22 protein-coding genes are annotated in these 26,399 nt (G+C 67.1%); 15 read left to right on the top strand and 7 right to left on the bottom strand.

The window, feature by feature from the left end; all coding sequences use genetic code 11:
- Window positions 1-143: 143 nt before the first annotated feature.
- Window positions 144-1,226: an AraC family transcriptional regulator gene (locus WS75_RS01805; protein WP_059678890.1), complete on the bottom strand. Its 1,083-nt coding sequence runs from the start codon at window positions 1,224-1,226 to the stop codon at window positions 144-146.
- Between the two features lie 76 nt (window positions 1,227-1,302).
- Between WS75_RS01805 and WS75_RS01800 the strand changes: the two genes are divergently transcribed.
- Window positions 1,303-3,336 carry an NADPH-dependent 2,4-dienoyl-CoA reductase gene (locus tag WS75_RS01800; protein ID WP_059678889.1) on the top strand — a complete coding sequence of 678 codons (2,034 nt, stop codon included), beginning with the start codon at window positions 1,303-1,305 and terminating at the stop codon, window positions 3,334-3,336.
- Between the two features lie 199 nt (window positions 3,337-3,535).
- Here the strand turns inward: WS75_RS01800 and WS75_RS01795 are convergent, their stop codons facing one another.
- Together WS75_RS01795 and WS75_RS01790 are read right to left on the bottom strand one after the other, a co-directional pair.
- Complete coding sequence (locus WS75_RS01795) at window positions 3,536-3,940, bottom strand: DUF2471 family protein (RefSeq protein ID WP_059678888.1); 405 nt, start codon at window positions 3,938-3,940, stop codon at window positions 3,536-3,538.
- A 187-nt stretch (window positions 3,941-4,127) separates the two neighbouring features.
- The gene (locus tag WS75_RS01790; RefSeq protein ID WP_059678887.1) at window positions 4,128-5,021 is read right to left on the bottom strand and encodes a LysR family transcriptional regulator; all 894 of its coding nucleotides are present in this window, start codon (window positions 5,019-5,021) and stop codon (window positions 4,128-4,130) included.
- 86 nt (window positions 5,022-5,107) lie between these two features.
- Between WS75_RS01790 and WS75_RS01785 the strand changes: the two genes are divergently transcribed.
- A complete protein-coding gene (locus WS75_RS01785) occupies window positions 5,108-5,893 on the top strand; it encodes an NAD(P)H-dependent oxidoreductase (protein ID WP_059678886.1) in 786 nt (261 codons plus the stop codon).
- 288 nt (window positions 5,894-6,181) lie between these two features.
- Here WS75_RS01785 and catC read toward each other — a convergent pair whose 3' ends face one another.
- Genes catC through WS75_RS01770 form a run of 3 tightly spaced genes read right to left on the bottom strand, consistent with a single transcriptional unit; the run spans window position 6,182 to window position 8,588 of the window.
- A complete protein-coding gene (gene catC / locus WS75_RS01780) occupies window positions 6,182-6,472 on the bottom strand; it encodes a muconolactone Delta-isomerase (protein WP_059678885.1) in 291 nt (96 codons plus the stop codon).
- Window positions 6,473-6,515: 43 nt separating this feature from the next.
- Entirely contained in the window at window positions 6,516-7,418 is a 903-nt protein-coding gene (gene catA, locus WS75_RS01775; protein ID WP_059678884.1) for a catechol 1,2-dioxygenase, read from the bottom strand.
- 36 nt (window positions 7,419-7,454) lie between these two features.
- The gene (locus tag WS75_RS01770) at window positions 7,455-8,588 is read right to left on the bottom strand and encodes a muconate/chloromuconate family cycloisomerase (protein ID WP_059678883.1); all 1,134 of its coding nucleotides are present in this window, start codon (window positions 8,586-8,588) and stop codon (window positions 7,455-7,457) included.
- Window positions 8,589-8,679: 91 nt separating this feature from the next.
- Between WS75_RS01770 and WS75_RS01765 the strand changes: the two genes are divergently transcribed.
- Complete coding sequence (locus WS75_RS01765; RefSeq protein WP_059601570.1) at window positions 8,680-9,570, top strand: LysR family transcriptional regulator; 891 nt, start codon at window positions 8,680-8,682, stop codon at window positions 9,568-9,570.
- Window positions 9,571-9,743: 173 nt separating this feature from the next.
- Here the strand turns inward: WS75_RS01765 and andR are convergent, their stop codons facing one another.
- Window positions 9,744-10,700, bottom strand: coding sequence for an anthranilate 1,2-dioxygenase regulatory protein AndR (gene andR / locus WS75_RS01760; RefSeq protein ID WP_059678926.1), 957 nt, complete (start codon window positions 10,698-10,700; stop codon window positions 9,744-9,746).
- A 212-nt stretch (window positions 10,701-10,912) separates the two neighbouring features.
- Here andR and andAc point away from each other — a divergent pair, with 212 nt between their 5' ends.
- From andAc to WS75_RS01700, 12 genes are all read left to right on the top strand, one after another.
- Window positions 10,913-12,184: an anthranilate 1,2-dioxygenase large subunit AndAc gene (gene andAc / locus WS75_RS01755; RefSeq protein ID WP_059678882.1), complete on the top strand. Its 1,272-nt coding sequence runs from the start codon at window positions 10,913-10,915 to the stop codon at window positions 12,182-12,184.
- A 14-nt stretch (window positions 12,185-12,198) separates the two neighbouring features.
- A complete protein-coding gene (andAd, locus tag WS75_RS01750; protein ID WP_059601577.1) occupies window positions 12,199-12,687 on the top strand; it encodes an anthranilate 1,2-dioxygenase small subunit AndAd in 489 nt (162 codons plus the stop codon).
- A 16-nt stretch (window positions 12,688-12,703) separates the two neighbouring features.
- Window positions 12,704-13,030 (top strand): anthranilate 1,2-dioxygenase ferredoxin subunit AndAb, encoded by a 327-nt coding sequence (gene andAb, locus WS75_RS01745; RefSeq protein ID WP_039344765.1) that lies wholly within the window; start codon window positions 12,704-12,706, stop codon window positions 13,028-13,030.
- Window positions 13,020-14,240 (top strand): anthranilate 1,2-dioxygenase system ferredoxin--NAD(+) reductase, encoded by a 1,221-nt coding sequence (gene andAa, locus WS75_RS01740; protein ID WP_059678881.1) that lies wholly within the window; start codon window positions 13,020-13,022, stop codon window positions 14,238-14,240. The genes andAb and andAa overlap by 11 nt, the downstream gene beginning before the upstream one ends.
- 167 nt (window positions 14,241-14,407) lie before the next feature.
- Window positions 14,408-15,694, top strand: coding sequence for a DUF445 domain-containing protein (locus tag WS75_RS01735; RefSeq protein WP_059678880.1), 1,287 nt, complete (start codon window positions 14,408-14,410; stop codon window positions 15,692-15,694).
- A gap of 441 nt (window positions 15,695-16,135) precedes the next feature.
- Window positions 16,136-17,776 (top strand): acetolactate synthase large subunit, encoded by a 1,641-nt coding sequence (locus WS75_RS01730; RefSeq protein ID WP_059678879.1) that lies wholly within the window; start codon window positions 16,136-16,138, stop codon window positions 17,774-17,776.
- 29 nt (window positions 17,777-17,805) lie between these two features.
- A complete protein-coding gene (locus tag WS75_RS01725) occupies window positions 17,806-19,239 on the top strand; it encodes an aldehyde dehydrogenase family protein (protein WP_059678878.1) in 1,434 nt (477 codons plus the stop codon).
- A gap of 245 nt (window positions 19,240-19,484) precedes the next feature.
- Window positions 19,485-21,068, top strand: coding sequence for a Na+/H+ antiporter (locus tag WS75_RS01720; RefSeq protein WP_059678877.1), 1,584 nt, complete (start codon window positions 19,485-19,487; stop codon window positions 21,066-21,068).
- Between the two features lie 470 nt (window positions 21,069-21,538).
- Complete coding sequence (locus WS75_RS01715; RefSeq protein ID WP_059678876.1) at window positions 21,539-22,672, top strand: hybrid sensor histidine kinase/response regulator; 1,134 nt, start codon at window positions 21,539-21,541, stop codon at window positions 22,670-22,672.
- 124 nt (window positions 22,673-22,796) lie between these two features.
- Window positions 22,797-24,473: a methyl-accepting chemotaxis protein gene (locus WS75_RS01710; RefSeq protein WP_059678875.1), complete on the top strand. Its 1,677-nt coding sequence runs from the start codon at window positions 22,797-22,799 to the stop codon at window positions 24,471-24,473.
- A complete protein-coding gene (locus WS75_RS01705) occupies window positions 24,473-24,982 on the top strand; it encodes a chemotaxis protein CheW (RefSeq protein WP_373558493.1) in 510 nt (169 codons plus the stop codon). Before WS75_RS01710 ends, WS75_RS01705 begins: the two co-directional genes overlap by 1 nt.
- On the top strand, window positions 24,979-26,394 hold the full coding sequence (locus WS75_RS01700; protein WP_059678873.1) for a CheR family methyltransferase: 1,416 nt from the start codon (window positions 24,979-24,981) through the stop codon (window positions 26,392-26,394). Before WS75_RS01705 ends, WS75_RS01700 begins: the two co-directional genes overlap by 4 nt.
- Window positions 26,395-26,399 lie beyond the last annotated feature (5 nt).

Raw genomic sequence — 26,399 nt, 5'->3', positions numbered from 1 at the left:
GGTCGTGCGGCCCGCCGGATGTCGGACCACGCAATCAGGCCGAACGCCGAACGCAGGATCGTGCTCGGCACGCAGCGGCCGATTGCCGTTCGACCGACCGATGAAATCCCGACGGGGCGCGTGGTGCCGCCTGCGTTCGCCGGTCATTCGCGCGTGGTTGCGGCGGCCGCTTCCCGATAGGCTCTCGGCGTCTGCCCGGCCCAGCGCCGGAATGCGCGCGTGAAATTCGCCGGATCGGTGAACTGCAACCGCTCGGCGATCGTCTTCAGGTCGAGATCCGACGCGGACAACAACTGCTTCGCGTCGCGAAACCGCGCTTCGTCGAGCAGTTGCCGGTAGCTCGACCCGGCTTCCTCGAGCCGGCGCCGCAATGTGCGCGTCGACACGAGCAGCGCGTCGGCGAGCGCCTCCGGACTTGAATAGTTGCCGGCCGTTCGCGCCAGTTCCGCGCGCACGCGCTCGACGAGATCGCCTTCCTCCTGACGCACCTGCGCATACTCGCGTTCGACCTGCACGAGCGCTTGCCGGTGCGCGACTTCGTCGGCGAGCGGCAGCGGCCAGTCGAGTACGTCGCGGGCGATCCACAGCGCGTTCGCCGCACAGCCGAATTCGACCGGCGGCAGCTGGTCGCGATAGCGTGCGAAGTAATCGGGCTGCGGCCATGCGAAGCGCAGCGCGATCGGCGGCGATGCGCGCCCGGACCACTGCGAGATGTTCTGCGCGAGCCCCGTCAGCACGAACTCGAACATCACGTGATGTTGCAGCACGGGGCTTGCCTGCACGCCGTGCAGTTCGAGCGTCGCGCCGTGTTCGTCCTCCGCATAGGTCAGCCGATACTGGCGGTTGCGCATCCGGAAGTAGCGCTGCGTGACGACCAGTGCTTCGCGGATGTCCCGCGCGGTCAGCGTCGCATAACCGAGGAAGCCGTGCACGGTCGGCTTCAGCAGCAGCCCGAACGCGAGCCCGATGCCCGGATCGCCGCCGATCTCGATCGCGTTGAGCACGAGCCGGCCCCATTGCGACGGCGCGACGCGCGCGTCCGGCTCGGCCAGCACGGCGTCGCGCAGCCCGGTTCCCGCGCGCACGGCGGCCGGATCGACGCCGCGCTCGGCGAGCGCCTGCAGCAGCAGGCGCGTATAGGCGACCGGAATCGTCGGCCGGCGTAGCCCGAGGTGGTCCTTGCGTGACGGGGAGGTCATGTCGATTTGGCCGGAAATGACAAGCATTATGGCTGTTTGCCCCCTCACGTTCAAGGCGGCGCGCGGCCTACGATGGCACGTATCGATTATCGGCAGACCCACCATGACGACTTCCTTTCCCCACCTGCTCGCGCCGCTCGACCTCGGCTTCACCACGCTGAAGAATCGGGTGCTGATGGGCTCGATGCACACGGGCCTCGAGGACAGCCGCAAGACGCTGCCGCGGCTCGCCGACTATTTCGCGGAACGCGCGCGCGGCGGCGTCGGCCTGATCGTGACCGGCGGCTTCGCACCGAACGTGGCCGGCTGGACCAAGCCGTTCGGCGGCACGCTGATGACGTCGGCCGGCGCGCGGCGCCATCGCGTGATCACCGATGCCGTGCATGCGGACGACGGCAAGATCGCGCTGCAGATCCTGCATACCGGCCGCTACGGCTACCACCCGTTCGCGGTCGCGCCGTCGAAGATCAAGTCGCCGATCTCGCCGTTCGCGCCGCACGAACTCAGCGCGCGCGGCGTCGAGCGGCAGATCCGCGCGTTCGTCCGCTGCGCGCAGCTTGCGCGCGAGGCCGGCTACGACGGCGTCGAGATCATGGGCTCCGAGGGCTACCTGATCAACCAGTTCATCTCGATGCATACGAACAAGCGCAGCGACCAGTGGGGCGGTTCGTACGAGAACCGGATCCGGCTGCCGATCGAGATCATCGAGCGCACGCGCGAGGCGGTCGGCCGCGACTTCATCCTGATCTACCGGCTGTCGATGCTCGACCTGATTCCGGACGGCAGCGACTGGAGCGAGACCGTGCAGCTCGCGAAGGCCGTCGAGCGCGCGGGCGCGACCATCATCAATACGGGGATCGGCTGGCACGAGGCGCGCGTGCCGACGATCGCGACCTCCGTGCCGCGCGGCGCATTCGCGTGGGTGACGAAGAAGATGAAGGGCGAGGTCGGCATTCCGCTCGTGACGACCAACCGGATCAACCGGCCCGAGGTGGCCGAGCAGATTCTCGCGGACGGTTGCGCGGACATGGTGTCGATGGCACGCCCGCTGCTCGCCGATGCCGAGTTCGTCGTCAAGGCCGCGCAAGGCCGGGCAGACGAGATCAACACCTGCATCGGCTGCAACCAGGCGTGTCTCGATCACGCGTTCAAGAACAAGATCGCGTCATGCCTGCTGAACCCGCGCGCGTGCCACGAGACCGAGCTGGTTTATACGCGCGTGCAGCAGCCCAAGCGTATCGCGGTGGTCGGCGCCGGGCCGGCCGGGCTCGCGTGCTCGACCGTGCTCGCGCAGCGCGGCCACCACGTCGACCTGTTCGACGCGGCGCCGGAGATCGGCGGCCAGTTCAACATGGCGAAGCGGATTCCGGGCAAGGAGGAGTTCGATGAAGCGCTGCGTTATTTTGGTCGTCAGGTCGAGCTGACCGGCGTGAACCTGCACCTGAATCGTCGCGTCGACGCGAGCGACCTGATCGCCGGCGGCTACGACGAGATCGTGCTCGCGACCGGCGTGGCGCCGCGCGACCCGAAGATTCCCGGCCAGGATGGGCCGAACGTGCTCAGCTACATCGACGTGCTGGCCGGCGGGCAGCCGGTCGGCCGGCGTGTCGCGGTGGTCGGTGCCGGCGGCATCGGCTTCGACGTCGCCGAATATCTGGTGCAGGGCGGCGAGTCGCCGACGCTCGATCTGGAAGAGTGGAAAGCGGAGTGGGGCGTGACCGATCCGGCGGCGACGCGCGGTGGCGTGACGCGCGCGCAGGTCGCGGCGCCGGCTCGCGAAGTGACGCTGCTGCAGCGCAAGGCCGCGCCGCTCGGCAAGGGGCTCGGCAAGACGACCGGCTGGATTCACCGCGCGACGCTGAAGATGAAGCAGGTGAAGATGATCGGCGGCGTGAACTACGAACTGATCGATGCGCGCGGGTTGCACGTATCGTACGGCGAGCAGCGCACCGATCATGAACTGATCGAAGCCGACACGATCGTGCTGTGCACGGGGCAGGAACCGCAGCGCGCGCTGCTCGCGCCGTTGCAGGCGGCCGGACGCTCGGTGCATCTGATCGGTGGCGCGGAACTGGCGGCCGAGCTCGATGCGAAGCGTGCGATCGATCAGGGATCGCGGCTCGCGGCGCGGTTGTAACGGGCGTCGTTCCGGGTTGCGAAGCGGCGGAGTGCGTCACGCGGCGATGGCCTGCCTGCGCGACGCCTCGCGACTTCCCGCGCGGTGACTCATTCGACGTGCCGGGGCATGCGGACAACCTGGAAGGGATGCACCGCGTCGCCATGCAACGTGGCGACGCGATTCTGGCAAAACGCCATTCGCCACCGGCCGCCGGACGTCAGGCCGCTTCGGCCCGCTCTTCCTCTTCCGCTTCCAGCATCGCCTTGACGATCAGGTAGACGGCCGGCAGGTCGTCGTCGTCGCGACGCCAGTCGACCGGTTCCTCGACATCCGCCGCGACCAGCCGGCTATCGCGCAGGCGGATGAACGCATCGACGACGGCCGGATCGTTGCGGCTCAGGAAACCGGCATTCGAGAACGCGAGTTCCTCGACGTTCAGCAGCGCCTGCCAGCTCATCGTGCGGACGGCGGCCGGATGAGTGCGGCGTCGCAGGCCGAGCGCGCGTTGCGCGGGGCCGCCGACGACACGCTGCAGGTCGACGACTGCCCGCTGCGCGGCACGCTCGAAGTGCGCGGGGTTGAAGCCGGGTTGCTCGGGATCGAATGCGGATGACTGGAACATGGTCGCCTCACAAAAGTCCGTCCGTCATGGATGACGGAATTCGGGTCAAATGGTGCAAAAGCACTGTGAATATATACAGTGTTCGGGGCGGTTTCAAGTCCTGAATGCATGTCTGTTTGCCGGCACGGGGAGCGAGCGCGGCGGCGACGATGGCCGACGCGCGCACCGCGCGGCTTTCGCGAACGATTTACACCGACGCCGCGATCGTTTCCCGCAACCACCGATGCGCGGGATCGCGATGCACGCGCTCGTGCCACAACATCGACATTTCGTAGCCGGGCACCTCGACCGGCGCTTCCACCACGCGCAGCGCGGGCACGTCGCGCACCAGCCGCTCGGGCAGCATCGCGACGAGATCCGTGCTGGCGACGGCCGACATCACGAACAGGAAATGCGGAACCGACAGCACGACACGCCGTGCGGCGCCCGCTTTCGCGAGCGCTTCGTCGGTCACGCCGAAGAAGCCGCCGCCGTCGGGCGACACGATCACGTGTTCCAGCGCGCCGAACTGCGCGAGCGTGGGGCGCCGCTTCAGCTTCGGATGACCGGCGCGGCCGACGAGCACGTAGCGCTCGACGAACAGCGGCAGGCGCCGCATCCCCTCCGGCGAACCTTCTGTCGTGTGGAAAGCCAGGTCGATGCCGTTTCGCTCTGCGTCCTGCTCGATGCGCGGCGGCACGAGCTCGACGACGGCGAGTCGCGTCGCGGGGGCGGCCGATCGCAGCGTGTTCAGCGCGGGCAGGACGATCGTCGATTCGCCATAGTCGGTCGCGGCCACACGCCATGTGTTCGTCGCGGTTGCCGGATCGAACGGCGTGGCCGTCAGCACCGCGCGCTCGACTGCTTCGAGTGCATCCCGCAGCGGCTCGCGCAGCGTTTCCGCACGCGCGGTCGGCCGCATCCCGCGCGGCCCCGGCAGCAGCAGCGGATCGCCGAACAGATCGCGCAGTTTCTGCAATTGCACGCTCACCGACGGCTGCGACATGTTCAGTTTCTCGGCCGCCCGCGTGACGTTGTGCTCGGCGAGCAGCACGTCGAGCGTGACCAGCAGGTTCAGATCCAGTCGTCTGAGATTGTTCATGGCTATACCTGGAATATCGGGAATTCATTTCCAATATACCGTCGGCGACGGCATCCTGCAGTCATTCAATCAACGGAGTGACAAACATGAATGTGCTGATCGTTTATGCCCATCCGGAACCGCGTTCGCTGAACGGCGCGTTGCGCGACTTCGCGGTCGAGCATCTCGAAGCCGCGGGCCATGCCGTGCAGGTGACCGATCTGTACGCGATGAACTGGAAGGCTGCGTTCGATGCGCATGACGTGACCGACCGTGCGCCCGACGCACGCTTCGATCCCGCGCTCGATTCGAAGCGCGCGTTCGAAACGGGCACGCAGCGCGACGACATCGCGCGCGAACAGGCCAAGCTGAAGTGGGCCGACGCGGTGATCCTGCAGTTTCCGCTGTGGTGGTTCTCGATGCCGGCGATCATGAAGGGCTGGGTCGAGCGCGTGTATGCGTATGGCTTCGCGTACGGCGTCGGCGAACACTCCGACCAGCATTGGGGCGACCGTTACGGCGAGGGCTCGCTGGCGGGCAAGCGGGCGATGGTGATCGTCACGACGGGCGGCTGGGAGTCGCACTACAGCGCACGCGGCATCAACGGGCCGATCGACGACGTGCTGTTTCCGATCCAGCACGGGATCCTGTATTACCCGGGGTTCGACGTGTTGCCGCCGTTCGTGATCTACCGGACGGGGCGGATGAACGACGTGCGCTTCGACGAAACGCGTGCTGCGCTCGGCAAGCGGCTGGACGAACTGTGGACCGCGCAGCCGATTCCGTTCCGGCGCCAGAATGCGGGCGATTACGAGATTCCGGCGCTGACGCTGAAGGCGGAGATCGCGCCGGGCAAAGAGGGATTTGCTGCTCATCTTGCGCACGCGTATTGATTGCGCGTGTGCGGCCGTCGCGGGAACGTGCGGTGTGGGCATATCGACACCTGCAGTCAAATCGAGTCGTTTCCGGAGATCGACGCAGCGCGTCTGCACAATAGGCCCGCACGGACCGCGCAGCGAATCCATCGCGACGGAGGATGTATGGCGACGATGTCGCCGACAAGATGGGGGCGCAGAAGTAGCCGTGCGGCAACCTGATCCGACGCTGCGGATGTCGAAATGAAACGGGCGGCCCGCAATGCGATCGCAGGCCGCCCGTTTTTTCCGTGCTCGACCGCCGGGTTACCGATCATCCTCCCGCACTGAAGAAGGATGCCGGCACAGCGCCCGCACCTCCATCTCCATATACGGAAACAACGGCAGCTGGCTCAACAGGTCATGCAGCTGCTGCGCGCTTTCCACATCGAAAATACTCACGTTCGCATACTGCCCCGCGATACGCCACAGATGCCGCCAGGTCCCTTCGTTCATGAGCCGCTGGCACATCGCCTTCTCTTCGGCCTTCAGCGTGGCCGCCTTGACCGGATCCATGTCCGTCGGCAGACGGACGGTCATTTCCACATGAAACAGCATCCTGTGCTCCTTGCGTTGTCGATTCGTCGAACGGGACGGCCGCTCAGGCCTGCGCCCGTGCCCGCGCGACTTCGCTCGCCGGCACGTCCTGCTTGTCCTTGAGCAGCGAGAAATCGAAATCGATCAGCGCGAACGGCCCGTCGATGCCATACGGCTTGCCTTCCGCGCCCTCGGCCTGCTTGACCTTCGGAATCAAACCTTCGCGGGTCGCGAATGCGAAGTCGTCCCAGATGTGCGGATCGCCTTCGATGTTGATCTGCGTCGTCAGCTTACGATATCCGTCCGCGGAAACGAAGAAGTGGATGTGCGCCGGACGATGGCCGTGGCGGCCGAGCTGGTCGAGCAACTGTTCGGTCTTGCTGCCCGGCGGCACGCTGTAGCCGACCGGCAGCACGCTGCGGAAGCTGTAGCGGCCCTCGGCATCGGTGCGGATCGAGCGGCGCAGGTTGAACGCCGGCTGCGACTGATCGAAGTACGAATAGTTGCCCAGATGGTTCGCGTGCCACACCTCGACGAGCGCATTCGCGATCGGCGCGCCGTCCTGACCGAGTACCTGACCGCGCATGATCAGCGTCTGGCCCGGATCGGTGCCGTCGTCGAGACGCGCATGGCCGACCGATTCCGGCGCGCCCGCGACGTACAGCGGCCCTTCGATCGTGCGCGGCGTGCCGCCCTGGAAGCCGGCCTTCTCCTCGGCCTCGTCCATGCGCACGTCGAGGAAGCGCTCGAGGCCGAGGCCCGCGGCGATCAGCCCGAATTCACGGCCGGCTTCGTTCAGGAAGTTGAGCGCGGTCCAGAACTCGCTCGGCTGCACGTCGAAGTCCTCGATCGTGTAGCAGATGTCCCTCACCATCCGGTTGACGATCGCGCGCACGCGCGGGTTGCCGGGCTTTTCCGCGGCGTCGTCGAAGGTTTTCAGCAGGGCGTCGATGGCTTGCTTGTTCATCTGTGTCTCCGGTTTCGGTTGTCGTGTCATGCGGGATCAGCGGGCGCCGCGTCGCATCCGTTCGATGCGGGCCCAGTCGAAGGTGATGCCGAGGCCGGGCGTCGCCGGCAGGTGCAGCTTGAAATCCTGGTAGCGCAGCGGCTCGACGAGGATTTCCTCGGTGAGCAGCAGCGGGCCGAACAGCTCGGTGCCCCATTTCAGCGAGCCGAACGTGCTGAACAGTTGCGCGGACGCCATCGTGCCGGCCGCGCCTTCGAGCATCGTGCCGCCGTACAGGTCGATGCCGGCGGCCGACGCGATCGATGCGACGCTCGCCGCACCGAGCAGGCCGCCCGACTGCGCGATCTTCACCGCGAACACGTCGGCCGCGCGGTCCTGCGCGAGCGCGAATGCATCGACGGGGCCGTGCAGCGCCTCGTCGGCCATGATCGGAATCTGCGCGAGCTGCGTGAGGCGTTTCAGCCCCGCACGGTTGGTCGCCGCGATCGGTTGTTCGACGAGGCTCACGCCGGCCTCCGCGAGTCGGGCGCCCGCGCGGATCGCGTCGGTTTCGGTCCATGCCTGGTTCACGTCGACGCGCACGTCGCCGCGCTCGCCGAGCGCACGCTTGATCGCGATCACGTGCGCGACGTCGTCGTCGACCACGTTCGAGCCGATCTTCAGCTTGAACGCGCGATGGCGGCGCGCGTCGAGCATCGCCTCGGCTTCCGCGATGTCGCGCTGCGTGTCGCCGCTCGCGAGCGTCCACGCAACGTCGACCGCATCGGTCGTGCGGCCGCCGAACAGCTCGGACAGCGGCACGCCGAGGCGGCGCGCCTGCGCGTCGAACAGCGCGGTCTCGAGCGCGCATTTCGCGAACCGGTTGCCCTGGAACAGCTTGCGCGCACGTGCCATCGCGGCGCCCGGGCGAGTCGCGTCCATGCCTTGCAGCAGCGGCGCGAAGTAGGTGTCGATGTTGACCTTGATGCTCTCGGGGCTTTCCTCGCCATACGCGAGACCGCCGATCGTGGTCGCCTCGCCAACGCCTTCGATACCGTCCGTGCATCGAACGCGGACCAGCACGAGGGTCTGGCAATTCATCGTGGCGACCGACAGTTTGTGGGGCCTGATCGTCGGCACGTCGACGAGCAGCGTCTCGATGCGCTCGATGGTGGCGGTAGTTGCTATCATGCGATTCCTCCTGTTGGTGCACATGGTAGGAATGTCCGCCACGCGGCGTCCAACACTCTTTCCGACTACTTCCATACCTTTGAGGCATGAAATGGAATTGCGCCAGCTCCGGTATTTCATCGCCGTCGCGGAGGAAATGAACATCACGCGGGCGGCGGAGCGCCTGCACATGACGCAGCCGCCGCTGAGCCGCCAGCTCCAGGCGATCGAGGACGAGGTCGGGCTGCCGCTGTTCGAGCGCGGCGCGCGGCCGCTGAAGCTGACCGACGCGGGCCGCGTGTTCTATGCGCAGGCGACGCGCGTCGTCGAACAGGCCGACGAGCTCGGCCCGCTGACGCGGCGGCTCGCGCAGTTGTCGGAGCGGATCGTGATCGGCTTCGTGCCGTCGACGCTTTACGGCGCGCTGCCGGACGTGATCCGCGCGTTTCGCGAGGCGCACCCGGGCGTCGAGCTGTCGCTGATCGAAATGTTCACGCTCGAGCAGCTCGGGGCACTGAAGGGCGGGCGGATCGACGTCGGGTTCGGCCGCCTGCGCTTCGACGACGACCAGCTCGTGCGCGAGGCGCTGATCGAGGAAAAGCTGATCGCGGCGCTGCCGGTCGGGCATCCGCTCGCCGATCCGGGCCGGCCGCTGACGCTCGCGGACATCGCGAACGAGACGCTGATCGTCTATCCGAGCACGCCGCGGCCGAGCTTCGCGGACCAGCAGCTGTCCGCGCTGCGCGACGGCGCGCTCGTGCCGGCGGCCGTGCACGAGGTGCGCGAACTGCAGACGGCGCTCGGGCTCGTCGCCGCGCAGGTGGGCGTGTCGCTGGTGCCGGAAAGCGTGGAAGGCGTGCGCGTGAAGGGTGTCGTCTATCGGCGGCTGCCGGAACCCACGGCGACGTCGCCGATCATCATGAGCCGCCGGCTGCACGGCGAAAGCGCCGCGACGACCGCGTTCTGCGCGATCGCGCGGGAGATGATCGCGCCGGCAGCGTAGGGACGGTCGTTTCCGCATTGACTGCAACTAACGGTCAAATTCGGCGTGCCGGGCCGAATGCGGACCGGGCGTCGCGATGCGATGACATCGGCCGCTGATGCCGGCGGACAGCGAGCCGGCAAGCCGACCCGGCCGGCAACCGGCAAGCCAGCGTTCCCGCGACCACTCACCACTTACCGCTTCGCGTCGAGCGTCTCCGAAGGCGATTCGCCGAACTTCTCCCGGTACGCGATCGCGAATCGCCCGAGGTGCGTGAACCCGCAATCGAGCGCGATGTCGGCGATCCGTCGCTCGGACATCGATCCGCGCAGCAACTCCCGCGCATGCTCGAGTCGCGTCGCGCGCAGGTATTGCATCGGGCTCATTCCGCGGAACTGCAGGAAGGCGTCGCGCAGCGTCCGCTCCGGCACGTTGGCGGCCTGGACGATATCGTTGAGCTGCAGCGGCTGCGCGTAGTGTGCGTTCACGAACTCCTGCGCGCGCCGCACGAAGCCCGGCGCGGGATCCTGGCGCGCGCTCGGTACCGACGGCGGGTGGCCTTCGATCAGCAAATCGATCAGCAGATGCTCGAGCTGCGACGCGACGCGCGGGTTCGCGTTCGCCCGTTCGAGCAGCGCCGGCGAGCGGGCGACGAGCATCAGCTGCTGGCGCCACGCGGTGAGCGCGGCATCGCTGATGTGCAGCACGGGGTCGAGCATCGCGCGCGGGTCGCCGGTCAGCGAACCGACGGTCGCCGCATCGATGCGCAGCACGAACTGCTCGCAATCGGCGGACAGTACCGCGTCGAAGCGCTCGCCGGGCGCGCACAGCACGCCGGTCTGCCCGTCGACGCCGAGCCGGCGCCCCATCGCGTGGACTTCCGCCTGCCCGGACAGGCAGAACATCAGCAGGTAATAACCGTCGACGGCGTCGACCTGCACGCGCATCGCGTCGCCGAACGCGATGGTGCCGATGCCGAGCCCGCCGAGCCGCACGAAATCCATATGCGATGCGCCTTGCACGCGGCCGCTCGGCAGCAGCGCGTGCGGCTGCATCACGCGCGAGATCCGCTCGCGCGTCTCGTCGAGATCGCGGGATTCGAACAGCCGGTGCGCACGCAGCGCAAGCGGCTCGAACGACGTTGGGGACATGGGCATCGGCCTTGGTATGAACGACGGGCGCTTCGATCCGACGAATGGGTCGGGATCATGCTCGGGTCGCGTGTGTCGCCATGCTAGCGCAGAAATCCGCCGAAAGTGGATATTGCGCCGCCGCAATCGCACTTTCCGGATAGACGCCGAATTTTAGCTTTTCAAAAATCGGCTCCATGCAATCAACGAAACGGAACCAGAAGGAGTCCGACATGGAGCAGACAGAATCGCCCGTCGTATTCGCCGCGCGCGACGACGCGTCCGATGTGCGCTTTCCGCACGACGACGGCTCGCGCGTGCCGTACAAGGTGTTCAGCTCGCAGGCCGTCTACGAACGTGAGCAGGAACGCATCTACCGCGGGCCGACATGGAACTTCGTCGCGCTGGAAGCGGAAATCCCGAACGCCGGCGACTTCAAGAGCACGTTCGTCGGCGACACGCCGGTCGTCGTCACGCGCACCGAGGACGGCACGCTGTCCGCATGGGTGAACCGCTGCGCGCACCGCGGCGCGCAGGTGTGCCGCAAGTCGCGCGGCAACGCGAGCTCGCACACGTGCGTCTATCACCAGTGGAGCTTCGACAACCAGGGCAACCTGCTCGGCGTGCCGTTCCGGCGCGGCCAGAAGGGGATGACCGGGATGCCGGCCGACTTCGACCCGAAGCAGCACGGGCTGCGCAAGCTGCGCGTCGACAGCTATCGCGGGCTCGTGTTCGCGACGTTCAGCGATGACGTGGCGCCGCTGCCCGACTACCTCGGCGAGCAGATGCGTCCGTGGATCGACCGGATCTTCCACAAGCCGATCGAGTATCTCGGCTGCACGCGCCAGTATTCGAAGTCGAACTGGAAGCTGTACATGGAGAACGTGAAGGATCCGTATCACGCGAGCATGCTGCACCTGTTCCATACGACCTTCAACATCTTCCGCGTCGGGATGAAGGCGCGCTCGATTCCGGATGCGAACCACGGGCTGCACAGCATCATCACGGTGACGAAGACGGGCGACGACACGTCCGCCGCGTACAAGCAGCAGAACATCCGCTCGTTCGACGAAGGCTTCCATCTGGAAGACGAATCGATCCTCGATCTCGTGTCGGAATACGACGAGGACTGCACGAACCATATCCAGCCGATCTTTCCGCAGCTCGTGATCCAGCAGATCCACAACACGCTGGTCGCGCGCCAGATCCTGCCGAAGGGGCCGGACAACTTCGAGCTGATCTTCCACTTCTTCGGCTACGCGGACGACACGCCCGAACTGCGCGCGCTGCGCATCAAGCAGGCGAACCTGGTCGGGCCGGCCGGCTACATCTCGATGGAAGACACGGAAGCGACCGAGCTCGTGCAGCGCGGCACGGTGCGCGACGCCGACGCGACGTCGGTGATCGAGATGTCGCGCGGCAACCCGGATCAGCAGGACACGGTGATCACCGAAAGCCTGATCCGCAAGTTCTGGGTCGGGTACCAGAAGCTGATGGGCTATTGAAGCGGGAGCGTGCAATGATGGAAAACCTGACGGAAGACATGAAGACGTGGTTCGAGATTTACATGCTCCAGAACCGCTACATCGGCCACCTCGACAACGACCGGCTCGAACACTGGCCGGAAATGTTCACCGAGGACTGCACGTACGAGATCGTGCCGAAGGAGAACGCGGATCTCGGGCTGCCGGTCGGGATCGTCCACTGCACGAACCAGCGGATGCTGCGCGACCGCGTGGTGTCGCTGCGGCACGCGAACATCTTTGAAGAGCACACGTACCGGCACATGACGTCGGGGCTCACGATCGTTGCGGAGCGCGACGGCGAGATCGACACGGAAAGCAACTACGTGGTCGTGCAGACGCGCAGCAACGGCGAATCGAACGTGTACCAGGCCGGCAAGTACTACGACACGGTCGTGCGCACGCCCGACGGGCTGCGCTACAAGACCAAGCGCGTGATCTACGACACGTCGCGCGTGCAGACGCTGCTCGCCACCCCGATCTGACAGCCAAGGAAACGACATGACCGAAGCAACGCTCGCCGAATGGCATCCGCTGGGCGCATTCGACGAATTCTCCGAAGACGAACCGGCGGCGCGCGTCGCCGGCCAGAAGCCGATCGCGGTGTTCCGGATCGGCGACGAACTGTTCGCGATGCACGACCTCTGTTCGCATGGCCACGCGCGGCTGTCCGAAGGCTATGTGGAAGACGGTTGCGTCGAATGCCCGCTGCACCAGGGGCTGATCGACATTCGCACGGGTGCGCCGAAATGCGCGCCGATCACCGAGCCGGTACGGACTTATCCGATCCGGATCGTCGACGGTCAGGTGGAAGTCAATGTCGGCTGACCCGTTCGTGATCGTCGGTGCCGGCCATGCGGCGCGGCGCACGGCCGAGGCGCTGCGCGCGCGCGACGCCGACGCACGCATCGTGATGATCGGCGCGGAGCGCGAACTGCCGTACGACCGGCCCGCGCTGTCGAAGGACGCGCTGCTGGGCGACGGCGGCGAGCAGCGTGCGTTCATCCGCGATGCGGCATGGTACGACGCGCAGCGCATCGAGCTGCGGCTCGGCACGCGCGTCGATGAGATCGAGCGCGATGCGCAGCGTGTGCGGCTCGACGACGGCGCGACGTTGCCGTTCGCCCGCCTCGTGCTCGCGACGGGTTCGCGCGTGCGTGCGTTCGGCGGGCCGGTCGACGAAGGCATCGTCCCGCATTACGTGCGCACCGTTGCCGACGCGCGTGCGTTGCGCGCGCAGCTCGCGCCGGGGCGTCGCGTGGCGGTGCTCGGCGGCGGCTTCATCGGCCTCGAAGTGGCGGCCGCGGCACGCCAGCTCGGGTGCGACGTGACGGTGATCGACCCGGCTGCGCGCTTGCTGCAGCGTGCGTTGCCGGAAGTCGTCGGCGCGTATGCGCGGCAACTGCATGACGCGCGCGGCGTGATCTTCCAGATGGCGACGCTGCCGCGCGCGATTCGCCGCGCACCGGGCGGCGGCGCGATCGTCGAGACCGATCGCGGCGACGTGCAGGCCGATATCGTCGTGGTCGGCATCGGCGTCGTGCCCAACGTCGAACTCGCGCAGGCGGCCGGCCTCGAGGTCGACAATGGTATCCGTGTCGACGCGGGATGCCGGACGGCCGATCCCGCGATCTTCGCGGCGGGCGAGGTGACGATGCACTTCAATCCGCTGCTCGGGCGTCACGTGCGGATCGAGTCGTGGCAGGTCGCGGAGAATCAGCCGGCGGTCGCGGCCGCGAACCTGCTGGGGGCGGACGAAACGTATGCCGAGCTGCCCTGGCTGTGGTCCGATCAGTACGATTGCAACCTGCAGATGCTCGGGCTGTTCGGCGGCGAGCGAACGATCGTCGTGCGTGGCGATCCCGCGAGCGGGCCGTTCACGGTGTTCGGGCTCGACGAAAACGGGAAGATCGCTGCGGTGGCGGCGGCGAACCTGGGGCGCGACATCGGTGCATCGCGACGCCTGATCGCGGCGGGCGCCGTGCCCGATCCGGTGAAGCTCGCCGATCCGGCGGTGAACCTGAAGACCTTTCTCTGACGCAGCAGCGCGCGAACGCGGCCCGCGCGGCCGTGTTCGCGCCGGGTAGCTGAAACGTCGAGCGCAACCTGTTCCGGACAACCTTTCTGGCTCGAGCAACGCGCGCGGGTTTGTCGCGGGCCGGCGATCGGTGCATATTAGGGGCATTGCCGTTTCACCGGTCGCCCATGACGCCAGACAAAGCCCTCGAACTGAAACGCAGCAAGCGCCGCGCGCTATGGCTGCTGCTGGCCGCAGTCGCGGTATTCGTCACGACGATCCTGCTGCCGCGCGGCCCGTGGGTCGACGGTTTCAAGGCGGTGGCCGAGGCCGCGATGGTTGGCGCGCTCGCCGACTGGTTCGCGGTCGTCGCGCTGTTTCGCCGCGTGCCGATTCCGTTCGTGTCGCGCCACACCGAAATCATCCCGAAGAACAAGGACAAGATCGCCGACAACCTCGCGGTGTTCGTGCGCGAGAAATTCCTCGGTCCCGACGCACTCGTCGCGCAGATCCGCCAGCACGATCCCGCGCGGAGACTCGGCGCATGGCTCGGCGAGCCCGCGAATACCGACGCGCTCGGCGGCTACGTGACGAAGCTGATGAGCTTCGCGCTCGACATGACCGACGATGCGCGGATCCAGTCGTTCGTCCACGACGCGTTCCGCGCGGTGATCGACCGGATCGACCTGTCGCAATCGCTGGGCGCGATCCTCGACACGCTGACGAAGGACGGCCGCCACCAGGCGTTGCTCGACGATGCGATCGAGCAGGTGGTCGACGTGCTCGACAAGGAGGAGAACCGTGAGGTGATTGCGGGCTTCATCGTCGAATGGCTGAAGACGCAATACCCGAAGGTCGAGAAGATCATGCCGACGCAGTGGTTCGGCGAGAACGGCGCGCGCATGCTGGCGAGCGCGGTGAGCCGCGTGCTCGAGGGCGTGGCGGCCGATCCGGAGCACGAGTTGCGGCAACGCTTCGACCGCACGGTCGTGCGGCTCACCGAGCGGCTGAAGCATGACCCTGCGTTCATCGCGAAAGGTGACGAGATCAAGCGCTACATTCGCGATGGCGACGCGTTCAATGACTATGTGCGCGATCTGTGGGACCAGTTGCGCGCATGGCTGAAGGCCGATCTCGCGCGGCCCGATTCGACGCTGCACCGGCAGGCCGCGACGCTCGGCGGCTGGCTCGGCGCGCGGCTCGCGCAAAGCCCGGCGCTGCGTGCGTCGCTGAACGAGCACATCGAGAAGGCCGTGCACGAGATGGCGCCGGATTTCGCGGATTTCCTGATGCGTCACATCCGCGATACGGTGCGCAACTGGGATGCGCGCGAGATGTCGCGGCAGATCGAGTTGAACATCGGCAAGGACCTGCAGTACATCCGCATCAACGGCACGCTGGTCGGCGGGCTGATCGGGCTCGGGCTGTATCTGGTCTCGCTGGTGCCGCGCTGGGCGGCGGCGTGGCTGCATTGATGCGGGCGCGGCCAGTCGGTTGTCCGGATACTGAACGTGGCGCACGGCAGGGCATGGATCGCAGTATGTAAGCCATGGTTTACATGTCGGGTGAATGAAATCGGGGTGCCTCCGGCAATACGGTACGGCCGCGCGCGCCGTTTGACGCCGAATTGGCCGTCAGGCCGATCCTCTCGCGCGGCCGGACCCGGCCATTCGGCCGAAGTCGGAATTCCGCGAATCCGTCTACAATCAAAAACGTCCTTGCCGCCCGTGCGTGCTTGCCGCGCGCGGGCGAATCCGTTTGTCCTCCTGCACAGGGAGGCGCCGCCGTGCGTTGCGCGGCGGGCAGTGCCGTGGTCAGTGTCCAGTAGGTAAAGCGTCCGCGTGCCGTAGGCCGGCGCGCGTTCTGAACGTCGCGCGCCCGTAAGCCGGGCAGGCGGCATCAACCGAGAGTCCCCCATGAAAGCATCGGATCTGTTCGTGAAGGCGCTGGAAGCCGAAGGTGTCGAGTACGTGTTCGGCATCCCCGGCGAGGAAAACCTCGATCTGCTCGAATCGCTGCGACGATCGAAGATCAAGCTCGTGCTGACCCGGCACGAGCAGGCGGCCGGGTTCATGGCCGCCACCTACGGCCGCCTGACGGGCCGCACCGGCGTGTGTCTCGCGACGCTCGGGCCGGGCGCGACCAACTTCGTGACGGCTGCCGCCTATGCGCAGCTCGGCGGCATGCCGATGCTGATGATCACCGGGCAGAAGCCGATCAAGTCCAGCAAGCAGGGTCACTTCCAGATCGTCGACGTCGTCGGCATGATGCAGCCGCTCACGAAGTTCACGCGGCAGATCGTGTCGATCGGCAACATTCCGTCGGCGGTGCGCGAGGCGTTCCGTCGCGCGGAGGAGGAGCGCCCGGGCGCCGCGCACCTCGAACTCCCGGAGGACATCGCGCACGAGGAGGGCGACGGCAAGCCGATTCCGCGCAGCTTCAGCCGGCGGCCGGTGGCCGAGGAGAAGGCGGTCGCGCACGCGATCGACGCGATCCAGGCCGCGCGCCACCCGCTGTTGATGATCGGCGCGGGCGGCAATCGCAAGACCACCTGCAAGATGCTGCTCGAATTCGTCGACAAGACGGGCATCCCGTTCTTCACGACCCAGATGGGCAAGGGCGTGATCGACGAAACGCATCCGCTGTGGCTCGGCAACGCGACGCTGTCCGACGGCGACTTCGTGCACCGCGCGATCGAGCATGCGGACTGCATCATCAACGTCGGCCACGACGTGATCGAGAAGCCGCCGTTCTTCATGCGCACGGACGACAAGACCGTGATCCACGTGAACTTCCTCGGTGCGCAGGTCGATCCCGTCTACTTCCCGCAGATCGAGGTGGTCGGCGACATCGCGAACGCGGTGTGGCAGATGAAGGAGGCGATCGCGCCGCAGCCGCATTGGGATTTCGCCCGCTTCGCGATGATCAAGGAGCATTTCGACGCGCATCTGGCGAAGGGCCAGCACGACCCGCGCTTCCCGATGTACCCGGTGCGGATCGTGAACGACTTGTACAACGCGCTGCCGGCCGACGGGATCGTCTGTCTCGACAACGGGATGTACAAGATCTGGTTCGCGCGCTACTGGCGTGCGCACGAGCCGAACTCGCTGCTGCTCGACAACGCGCTCGCGTCGATGGGCGCGGGCCTGCCTTCGGCGATCGCAACGAAGATCGTGCATCCGCAGCGCAAGGTGATCGCCGTGTGCGGCGACGGCGGCTTCATGATGAATTCGCAGGAACTCGAAACCGCCGTGCGGCTGAAGCTCGACATCGTCGTGATGATTCTGCGCGACGATGCTTTCGGGATGATCCGCTGGAAGCAGGAGAACATGAACTTCCCCGATTTCGCGATGACGCTGCAGAACCCCGATTTCGTGTCGTATGCGCAAAGCTACGGCGCGCACGGGCATCGCGTCGAAGCGGCCGACGATCTCGAGCCGCTGCTGCGCGAGTGCTTCTCGTCGCCGGGCGTGCACGTGATCGACGTGCCGATCGACTATTCGGACAACGAGCGCGTGCTGAACCGCGAGATCAAGCGGCTGTCCGCGCAACTCTGAATTCCCCGTTCACAGGAAGGAGTCGTTCCATGCTGAAGGATACCTATCCGTACTATCTGGCCAACGAAGCCGTCTACGCGAACACCGATCTGGAGGTGACCGACAAGTTCAGCGGCAAGGTCGCGACGCGCGTCGCGTTGGCCGACGCGAAGGCGATCGATGCGGCCATCGGTGCGGCAGTCAGCGCCGCGAAGCCGATGCGCGAGTTGCCGGCCTATAAACGTCAGGCGGTGCTCGACCACTGCGTCGCGCGCTTTCGCGAGCGCTTCGACGAGCTGGCGGAGGCGCTGTGCATCGAAGCCGGCAAGCCGATCAACGATTCGAAGGGCGAGGTGACGCGGCTGATCGATACATTCCGCGTCGCGTCCGAGGAGTCCGTGCGCATCGACGGCGAGGTCATCAACCTCGAGATCTCGGCACGCGCGCAAGGCTACACCGGCTATATTCGACGCGTGCCGATCGGCCCGTGCTCGTTCATCTCGCCGTTCAACTTCCCGCTGAACCTCGCCGCGCACAAGGTCGCACCCGCGCTGGCCGCAGGCTGTCCGTTCGTGCTGAAACCCGCGAGCCGCACGCCGATCGGCGCGCTGATCATCGGCGAGGTGCTCGCCGAAACCGACCTGCCGAAGGGGGCATTCTCGGTGCTGCCCGCCCATCGCGACGGCGCTGACCTGTTTACGACCGACGAGCGCTTCAAGCTGCTGTCGTTCACGGGTTCGCCGGCCGTGGGCTGGGCGCTGAAGGAGAAGGCCGGGAAGAAGAAGGTCGTGCTGGAGCTCGGCGGCAACGCGGCGGCGATCGTCGACGCGGACCAGCGCGAGCAGCTCGACTACGTGGTCGAGCGTCTCGCGTTCGGCGCGTATTACCAGTCGGGCCAGAGCTGTATCGGCGTGCAGCGGATCCTCGTGCATGCGGATCTGTACGATGCGCTGCGCGACAAGCTGATCGCGAAGACGCGTTCGCTGAAGATGGGCGATCCGAAGGATCCGTCGACGTTCGTCGGCCCGATGATCTCCGAATCCGAATCGCGCCGGCTGTCCGGCTGGATGGACGCGGCCGTTGCGGCGGGCGCGAAGATCGTCGCGGGCGGCAAGGTCGACGGCGCGATGTTCGAGGCGACGCTGCTCGAAAACGTCGGTCGCGAACAGGACCTGTACCGCAAGGAGGCATTCGGTCCCGTCGCGATCCTCGAGAAGTTCGAGCGCTTCGACGATGCGCTCGCGCGCGTCAACGACAGCGACTTCGGGCTGCAGGCCGGCGTGTTCACCGATTCGCTCACGCATGCGCAGCGCGCGTGGGACGAGCTGGAGGTGGGCGGCGTCGTGATCAACGACGTGCCGTCGTTCCGTGTCGACAACATGCCGTATGGCGGCGTGAAGGATTCGGGGCTCGGCCGCGAAGGGATCCGCTACGCGATCGAGGACATGACCGAGCCGCGCCTGATGGTCGTGAGGCGCCGCTAGCGCGAAGAGGCGCGGCATGACGGCACGCGGGCACGCGATCACGCAGGCCCGCGTGCCGTTTTCGTTTCGGCGCACCCCGACGGGCGCGGCGCCGCCCGCGCGTTGCACCATCGTGGCGGCACCGCGTGCCGTGCATGGCGAACGCGCTCGACTGCGCGCATCGCATCGTGATGTAATCGCGCGAATTGGCCAACCGGGGTATGGCATCGGCTGGCGTGCGCATTCATTCTTCACGAGGTCGATTCATGTCCCCCGTCTCGGCATTCAAACTGGTTCTGTTGTCATTCCTCGCGATCGTCGCGCTCGAATGCATCGCCAAGCGGTTGCGATTGCCGCCCGCGGCCGCGCTGCTAATCGGCGGCATCGGCATCGCGTTCATTCCCGGCCTGCCGCCGATCAACCTCGATCCGGAACTCGTGCTGCTCGTGTTCCTGCCTCCGCTGCTGATGGACGGCGCGTATTTCTCGGTGTGGGAGGAGTTCAAGCAGAACGTCGGCGGCATCCTGATGCTCGCGATCGGCGCCGTGGTGTTCACGACGTTCGCGGTCGGTTTCGCCGTGCACTGGGTCGTGCCGTCGCTGCCGTGGGCCGCGTGCTTCGCGCTCGGCGCGATCGTGTCGCCGCCCGACGCGGTGGCCGCGAAGGCGGTGCTCGAACGCGTCGCGCTGCCGCGCAGGCTCATGGTGCTGCTCGAAGGGGAAAGCCTGTTGAACGACGCGGCGGGCCTGGTGCTGTTCCGCTTCGCGGTCGCCGCCGCGCTGACGGGTGCGTTCAGCCTCGAGCACGCGGTCGTGCGCTTCGCGGAACTCGGGCTCGGCGGCGTCGTGGTCGGCTTCCTGGTCGGAAAGCTCGTCGTGTGGTTCCTGAAGCTGCTCGATGACGACTATCTGGTGATCACCGTCGCGGCGATCGCCGGCTGGATCGCGTACATCGCGGGCGAGATGGTCGAGGTGTCGGGCGTGATCGCGACGGTCACGACCGGCATGATCGTCGGCTGGCATCAGCACGAGGTGTTCTCGGCGGCCGTGCGCACGCGCGGCACCGCGTTCTGGCAGGTCATCGTGTTCCTGCTCGAAGCGCTGGTGTTCGTGCTGATCGGGTTGTCGCTGCGCGGTGCGATCCACCGGCTCGGCGGTTTCGAGCAGGTGCTCGCGACGATGGTTCCGCCGGTGCTCGCGGTGCTGGTGGCGGTGGTCGTGTCGCGCTTCGTGTGGATCTATGCGGTCGAGGCGCTGAAGATGCCGGTGCGCGGGATCATTCGGCGTGGTGTCGCACCCGACTGGAAGGCCGCGACGATCATGAGCTGGGCCGGGATGCGCGGGGTCGTGACGCTGGCGATCGCGCTGTCATTGCCGGAAGCGATGCCGGGCCGCGACGTGATCCTGGTCGCGTCGTTCGCGGTGATCCTCGTCACCGTGCTTATGCAGGGCACGACCATCGGGCCGCTGATCCGGCTGCTGCGCCTGCCGCAGCGCGAAGCGCGCGCCGCGCATCACCTGACCGAGCCGCAGGCGTGGGCGCATATCGAGGCTGCGCAGCTCGCGGCGATCCAGCCGCTGGTGCGCGACGAGAGCGGCAAGGTGATTCACCCGCGCCTGCTGGAGCAATACACGTATCGCGCGGAACTGACCGAGCGGGCGAAGAACGAGCCTGCTTATCCGGCGGAGGTGCGCGTCGCGCACTACGACGTCGTGCTGGCCGCGATCAAGGCTGGGCGTGCGGAATTGTTGCGCCTGCATCGTTCTGGCCATATCCACGACGAGATGCTGCACCTGCTCGAGCGCGATCTCGACCTGCAGGAAGTGTCCGCGCAGCACGCGCGCGGGTAACTCGCCGCGCAAATCGGGTTCGGCGCGCGGTGCCGCGCGCCTTCGCGTCGCGCCGTTCCGGTCGCGGCGCGCGATTGTTCCCGCCCATCTCTGCCGATTCCATCGCATCCGAATCCGGCCCCAAAACGTTCGACACGACGGCTTGCAGCGCATGCAAGCCTCGCGGCGCCGGCTGCGCAAACGTTATCGTCTTTCGCGTCCGGAAATGATCTGATTTAACTGAATCCCGCTCTTTCACCATATTTGGCAAAACTAAACCGGAAGGAGATAGATGCTGTGTTCTAATTTCATTTAGAATCAGCCGGTTATCTTTATTGAGAGAAAGCGCGCGGAGGTAATGCGACCGTCGTCGGGGTGAAATCGGCGGTCGGATCCCCGCGAGGCAATGCCGACAGGCCAGATCGGCAGCAATAGGCGGATTTCTCTGCCGCCATATTTAAGATGGCGTCCAAGTCGGATAAACAACTCCTATGAAAGAATCAATTGGAGATTTGGCGTTTGAAACGGTATTTATGAAAGAATCCGGCGGTGAAAATGCGCTGGATTGTCTCGAATCCGGGCTATCGGTTCTGCTCGTCGACGATCAGCCGTTCGTCGGCGAGGTGATCCGCCGCGCGCTGCGCAGCGAGCACGATATCGACCTGCATGTGTGTACCGACGCACATCGGGCGATGGCGGTCGCGCGCGACGTGAAGCCGACGGTCATCCTGCAGGATCTCGTGATGCCGGAAATCGACGGCCTCGATCTCGTTCGCGCATGGCGCGCGGACACCGATACCGCACGCGTGCCGATCATCGTGCTGTCGGCGAAGGAGGAGCCGATCGTCAAGCGCGAGGCTTTCATCGCCGGCGCGAACGACTACCTCGTGAAGCTCCCGGACGCGATGGAGCTGACCGCGCGCATCCGCTATCACTCGAATTCGTACCTGATGTCGCGCCAGCGCGACGAAGCGCTGGATTTCCTGTCGCACGACATGCGTTCGCCGCAGACGTCGATCCTCGCGCTGCTCGAGGTCTACCGGACCGAGCACGGCGACATGCCGCCGATCATGGAGCGCATTGCCGGCCACGCCCGGCGCGCGCTCGCGCTCGCCGACGGCTTCATCCACCTGACCCGCGCGCAGTCGGAACGCCGCGCGCACGAGGTCCTGAGTCTCAACGAGATCGTGCTCGACGCCGTCGACCAGCTGTGGGAGAAGGCGGCCGGATTCGGCAGCCGGGTCGTTGCCCACGTGCCCGACACCGAGTGCGTGACGATGGGCGACCGCATGATGCTCACGCGCGCGGTCGCAAACCTGATCGACAACGCGCTGAAGTACGGCCCGGCCGGCACGGACGTGCACTGCACGCTGAGCGACGACGACGGTGCGTGGCTGATCGGCGTCGAGGACGCAGGCTCCGGCATCGCGCCCGAGCAGCACACTGCCGCGACCGAGTCGTTCGTGCGGCTCGAATCCGTGCATGGCGCGGCGCGCGGCGGCTTCGGCCTCGGGCTTGCGTTCGTCCGCGCGACGGCCGCGCGGCATCGCGGCCAGATCCTGATGCGCAATACGGTGCGCGGCTTCATGGTCGCGCTTCGGCTGCCGGCGCAAGCGGACCGATGATTTCGCGGCGCGGCCGGCCTGTGCCGTGCCGCCCGAGAGACCCCGATGCGCTCGTGGCGCGCCGTCCGGCGCGCCGGCGGGCGCGGTTTTTTTCAACGCTGATTTTAGAAAGCCCATAACGAACATGGCCACCGTGACGCCCCGCGCGACCAATGAAAGCCTGCACCCGACGATCGGCGCCACCCGGCTGACGCTCGGCAACCGTATCCTGTTCAGCTTCGGCGTGCTGTTCGTGCTGATGCTGGTGATGGCCGGCGTGTCCTACGAGCGCCTGCGCGCGATCAACGCCGAGGCCGTCAGCATCGAACGCGACTCGCTGCCGGGCGTGTATCTGGCGGCGTCGCTGCGCGGGACGGTCAATGAATCGTTCGCGATGCTGCAGCAGGCGACGTTCGTCGATACCGACCCCGAACTCGTGCAGCGTGACTTCGCGAGAATCGGCGAGACGCTCAAGGAGGTCGAGTCGTTGTCGGTCGATTACCAGAACGCGATATTCCGCGATGACGACCGCCAGCGCTTCGCGGCGTTTCGCGGCGCCTTCGACCGCTATCTGCCGCTGCTGAACGACGCGGTGCAGAAGAGCCGCGTGTCGCACGAGGAGGCCGTCGCCGCTTATGCGAAGGCGCAGCCTGCGTGGGCCGAGGTCGTGCGCAACGCGAACATCCTGGTGCAGGAAAACCGCAAGTTCGCCGACCAGTCCGCAAAATTGATCCGCGAATCCGGGCAGGACACCGAGATCGTGCTCGCGACCGCGCTGGCGATCGTGCTGCTGTCCGCGCTGGGGCTGGGCTACGGGCTGTACCGTTCCGTCACCGTGCCGATGGCGCGGCTCGTCGAGGTGCACGACGTGATGCGCACCGGCAACCTGACGCGCCGCCTCGACCTGCGTCGCCGCGATGAGTTCGGTACGCTCGAGTCGGGCTTCAACCGGATGGCCGACGAGCTGACCGAGCTGGTCTCGCGCGCGCAGCAGTCGTCGCTTCAGGTGACGACGTCGGTTGCCGAAATCGCGGCGACGTCGCGCGAGCAGCAGGCGACCGCGAACGAAACCGCGGCGACGACGACCGAGATCGGTGCGACCTCGCGCGAGATCTTCGCGACGTCGCGCGACCTGCTGCGCACGATGAACGAGGTGGCCGGCGTGGCCGAGCAGTCGGCGACGCTCGCGGGCGTGAGCCAGAGCGGCCTCACGCGGATGGGCGAGACGATGCGCAGCGTGATGGACGCGGCCGGTTCGGTGAACGCGAAGCTCGCGATCCTCAACGAGAAGGCGCTGAACATCAACCAGGTCGTCGCGACGATCACCAAGGTGGCCGACCAGACCAACCTGCTGTCGCTGAACGCGGCGATCGAGGCCGAGAAGGCCGGCGAGTACGGCCGCGGCTTCGCGGTCGTCGCGACCGAGATCCGCCGCCTCGCCGACCAGACGGCGGTGGCGACGTACGACATCGAGCAGACGGTGAAGGAGATCCAGTCGGCCGTGTCGGCGGGCGTGATGGGGATGGACAAGTTCTCGGAGGAAGTGCGCCGCGGGATGCTCGACGTGCAGCAGGTCGGCGGGCAGCTGTCGCAGATCATCGCCGAGGTGCAGACGCTCGCACCGCGCTTCCAGATGGTCAACGAAGGGATGCAGACCCAGGCGAACGGTGCCGAGCAGATCACGCAGGCGCTGTCGCAACTGTCGGAAGCCGCGCAGCAGACGGCCGAATCGCTGCGCCAGTCGTCGCAGGCGATCGACGACCTGACGCTCGTCGCGAACCAGTTGCGCACCAGCGTGTCGCGCTTCAAGGTCGACGCGTGATGCGCGCCGAGGCGCACGGCGGCGCGCACGCGCTGTTCCTGATGTTCGAGCTCGACGGCGAGCGCTATGCACTCGATGCGGCCGACATCGACGAGGTGCTGCCGCTGGCGACCACCAAGGCCGTACCCGGCGCGCCGGACTGGATTGCCGGGTTGCTGATGCGCGGCGGTCAGCCCGTGCCCGTGATCGATGTGCCGATGCTGGCGCTCGGACGGCACGCGCATGCGCTGCGTTCGACGCGGCTGGTGATGGCGCGCTATCGCGCCGGGCAGCTCGACCGCGATCGCGTGATCGGCCTGATCGTCGAGCGCGCGACGCAGACGCTGCGGATCGACCGCACTGCGTTCCGCGCCAGCGGCGTATCGACCGCGCGCACGCGCTGGCTCGGGCGCGTCGCGAACACGCCCGACGGGATCGTGCAGCAGGTCTCGGTGTCCGAGCTGATCGACGACGTTGCGCGCCTGTATCTGTTCGACGACCTGCCGGGCCACGGGGGGGAATCCGCATGAAAGAGTCCGATTCGCGATTTCGCGGCTGGCTGCTGCGCGAGACCGGCATCGACCCCGATTCGCTCGGCAACGATTTCCTGAGCCGCGCGCTGACGGAGCGCGTGCAGGCGCTGCAGGGCGACGGCGAGCGGCTGCCGTCGGCGGCGCGGCCGCCCGTCACGCCGGAAGCGCTCGACGCCTACTGGCAGCAGCTCAACGCGTCGGCCGACGAACGGCGCGCGCTGATCGAACTGTTCATCGTGCCGGAGACGTGGTTCTTCCGCGATCGCGAGGCATTCGCGACGCTCGCGCGGTTCGCGGCCGAGCGGCTTGCCGCGATGCCAGGGCGCGTGATCCGCGTGCTGAGCGCGCCGTGCTCGACCGGCGAGGAGCCGTATTCGGCGGCGATGGCGCTGCTCGACGCCGGGCTCGATCCGGCCAGCTTCGCGATCGACGCGATCGACCTGAGCGCGCGCGCGATCGAACAGGCGCGGCTCGGCTGCTACGGGCGCAATGCGTTTCGCGGCACGACGACCGAGTTCCGCAGCCGCTACTTCACGCCGGTCGCCGACGGCTGGCTGCTCGACGAGCGCGTGCGCGCGTGCGTGCAGTTTCGCCAGGCGAACCTGGTCGAGCCGGGCATCGACGCGGGCATCCGCTACGACTTCGTGTTCTGTCGCAACGTGCTGATCTATTTCGACCGCGACGCGCAGGATCGCGTGATCGATTCGCTCGAAAGCTCGCTCACCGACGACGGGATGCTGTTCGTCGGCCCTGCCGAAACAGGTGTCGCGATGCGGCACGGGATGCGCTCGGCGCGCGTGCCGCTGGCGTTCGCGTTTCATCGCGCGCGCGGCGGCGCCGCGGCGGACGGCTATGCGACACCGATGCCCGCGATCGCTTCGTACCGGCGCGCCGAGCGCGTCGCGGTGGCGCCGCCGGCCGCGACGCGCCCGCTGCTGGCCGTCGTGCCGCCGACGTGGAGCAATGCCGCGCCGACGCACGCCGCGTTCGCGCCGGCCGAGCGCCCGACGGCGCTCGAGCCGCGGGCCGACTTGCGCGTCGACTCGCCGGCGCACGTGGCCAACGTGGCCGACATGCCCGCGATGGGGGCGCCGGTCGCCGACAGCGCCGCGCCGACGCTCGAGGAAGCGCAGGCGCTGGCCAATGCGGGCGCATTCGACGAGGCCGAGCGCGTGCTCGCGCAGTTCTCCGCGCACGCCGGGCCGCACGCCGACGCGTTCTACCTGAACGGGCTGATCGCGGATGCGCGCGGGCGCGTCGCGGAAGCGGGCGACTTCTATCGGAAGGCGCTGTATCTGCGGCCGACGCATCACGAAGCGCTGACGCATCTCGCGACCTTGCTCGACGTCGGCGGCGACGGCGCCGGCGCGCGATGGCTGCTCGAGCGTGCGCGGCGCTCGGCCGGATAATGAGA

The organism is Burkholderia sp. FL-7-2-10-S1-D7 (genome assembly GCF_001524185.1).
Classification (GTDB): Bacteria; Pseudomonadota; Gammaproteobacteria; order Burkholderiales; family Burkholderiaceae; genus Burkholderia; species Burkholderia diffusa.
Note: the sequence above shows the minus strand (reverse complement) of the source record. Positions and strands in the feature narration are given on the sequence as shown.

Bases quoted from the DNA above. Each gene is read 5' to 3' on its own strand.
- WS75_RS01725 (WP_059678878.1), top strand. From the start codon at position 17,806: ATGCTGAAGGATACCTATCCGTACTATCTGGCCAACGAAGCCGTCTAC.
- WS75_RS01700 (WP_059678873.1), top strand. From the start codon at position 24,979: ATGAAAGAGTCCGATTCGCGATTTCGCGGCTGGCTGCTGCGCGAGACC.
- WS75_RS01705 (WP_373558493.1), top strand. From the start codon at position 24,473: ATGCGCGCCGAGGCGCACGGCGGCGCGCACGCGCTGTTCCTGATGTTC.
- catA (WP_059678884.1), bottom strand. From the start codon at position 7,418: ATGAACAAGCAAGCCATCGACGCCCTGCTGAAAACCTTCGACGACGCC.
- WS75_RS01795 (WP_059678888.1), bottom strand. From the start codon at position 3,940: ATGTTCCAGTCATCCGCATTCGATCCCGAGCAACCCGGCTTCAACCCC.
- andAc (WP_059678882.1), top strand. From the start codon at position 10,913: ATGGAGCAGACAGAATCGCCCGTCGTATTCGCCGCGCGCGACGACGCG.
- WS75_RS01720 (WP_059678877.1), top strand. From the start codon at position 19,485: ATGTCCCCCGTCTCGGCATTCAAACTGGTTCTGTTGTCATTCCTCGCG.
- andR (WP_059678926.1), bottom strand. From the start codon at position 10,700: ATGTCCCCAACGTCGTTCGAGCCGCTTGCGCTGCGTGCGCACCGGCTG.
- WS75_RS01765 (WP_059601570.1), top strand. From the start codon at position 8,680: ATGGAATTGCGCCAGCTCCGGTATTTCATCGCCGTCGCGGAGGAAATG.
- andAb (WP_039344765.1), top strand. From the start codon at position 12,704: ATGACCGAAGCAACGCTCGCCGAATGGCATCCGCTGGGCGCATTCGAC.
- WS75_RS01735 (WP_059678880.1), top strand. From the start codon at position 14,408: ATGACGCCAGACAAAGCCCTCGAACTGAAACGCAGCAAGCGCCGCGCG.
- WS75_RS01790 (WP_059678887.1), bottom strand. From the start codon at position 5,021: ATGAACAATCTCAGACGACTGGATCTGAACCTGCTGGTCACGCTCGAC.
- WS75_RS01710 (WP_059678875.1), top strand. From the start codon at position 22,797: ATGGCCACCGTGACGCCCCGCGCGACCAATGAAAGCCTGCACCCGACG.
- WS75_RS01805 (WP_059678890.1), bottom strand. From the start codon at position 1,226: ATGCTTGTCATTTCCGGCCAAATCGACATGACCTCCCCGTCACGCAAG.
- andAa (WP_059678881.1), top strand. From the start codon at position 13,020: ATGTCGGCTGACCCGTTCGTGATCGTCGGTGCCGGCCATGCGGCGCGG.
- WS75_RS01800 (WP_059678889.1), top strand. From the start codon at position 1,303: ATGACGACTTCCTTTCCCCACCTGCTCGCGCCGCTCGACCTCGGCTTC.
- WS75_RS01785 (WP_059678886.1), top strand. From the start codon at position 5,108: ATGAATGTGCTGATCGTTTATGCCCATCCGGAACCGCGTTCGCTGAAC.
- WS75_RS01730 (WP_059678879.1), top strand. From the start codon at position 16,136: ATGAAAGCATCGGATCTGTTCGTGAAGGCGCTGGAAGCCGAAGGTGTC.
- WS75_RS01770 (WP_059678883.1), bottom strand. From the start codon at position 8,588: ATGATAGCAACTACCGCCACCATCGAGCGCATCGAGACGCTGCTCGTC.
- catC (WP_059678885.1), bottom strand. From the start codon at position 6,472: ATGCTGTTTCATGTGGAAATGACCGTCCGTCTGCCGACGGACATGGAT.
- WS75_RS01715 (WP_059678876.1), top strand. From the start codon at position 21,539: ATGAAAGAATCAATTGGAGATTTGGCGTTTGAAACGGTATTTATGAAA.
- andAd (WP_059601577.1), top strand. From the start codon at position 12,199: ATGATGGAAAACCTGACGGAAGACATGAAGACGTGGTTCGAGATTTAC.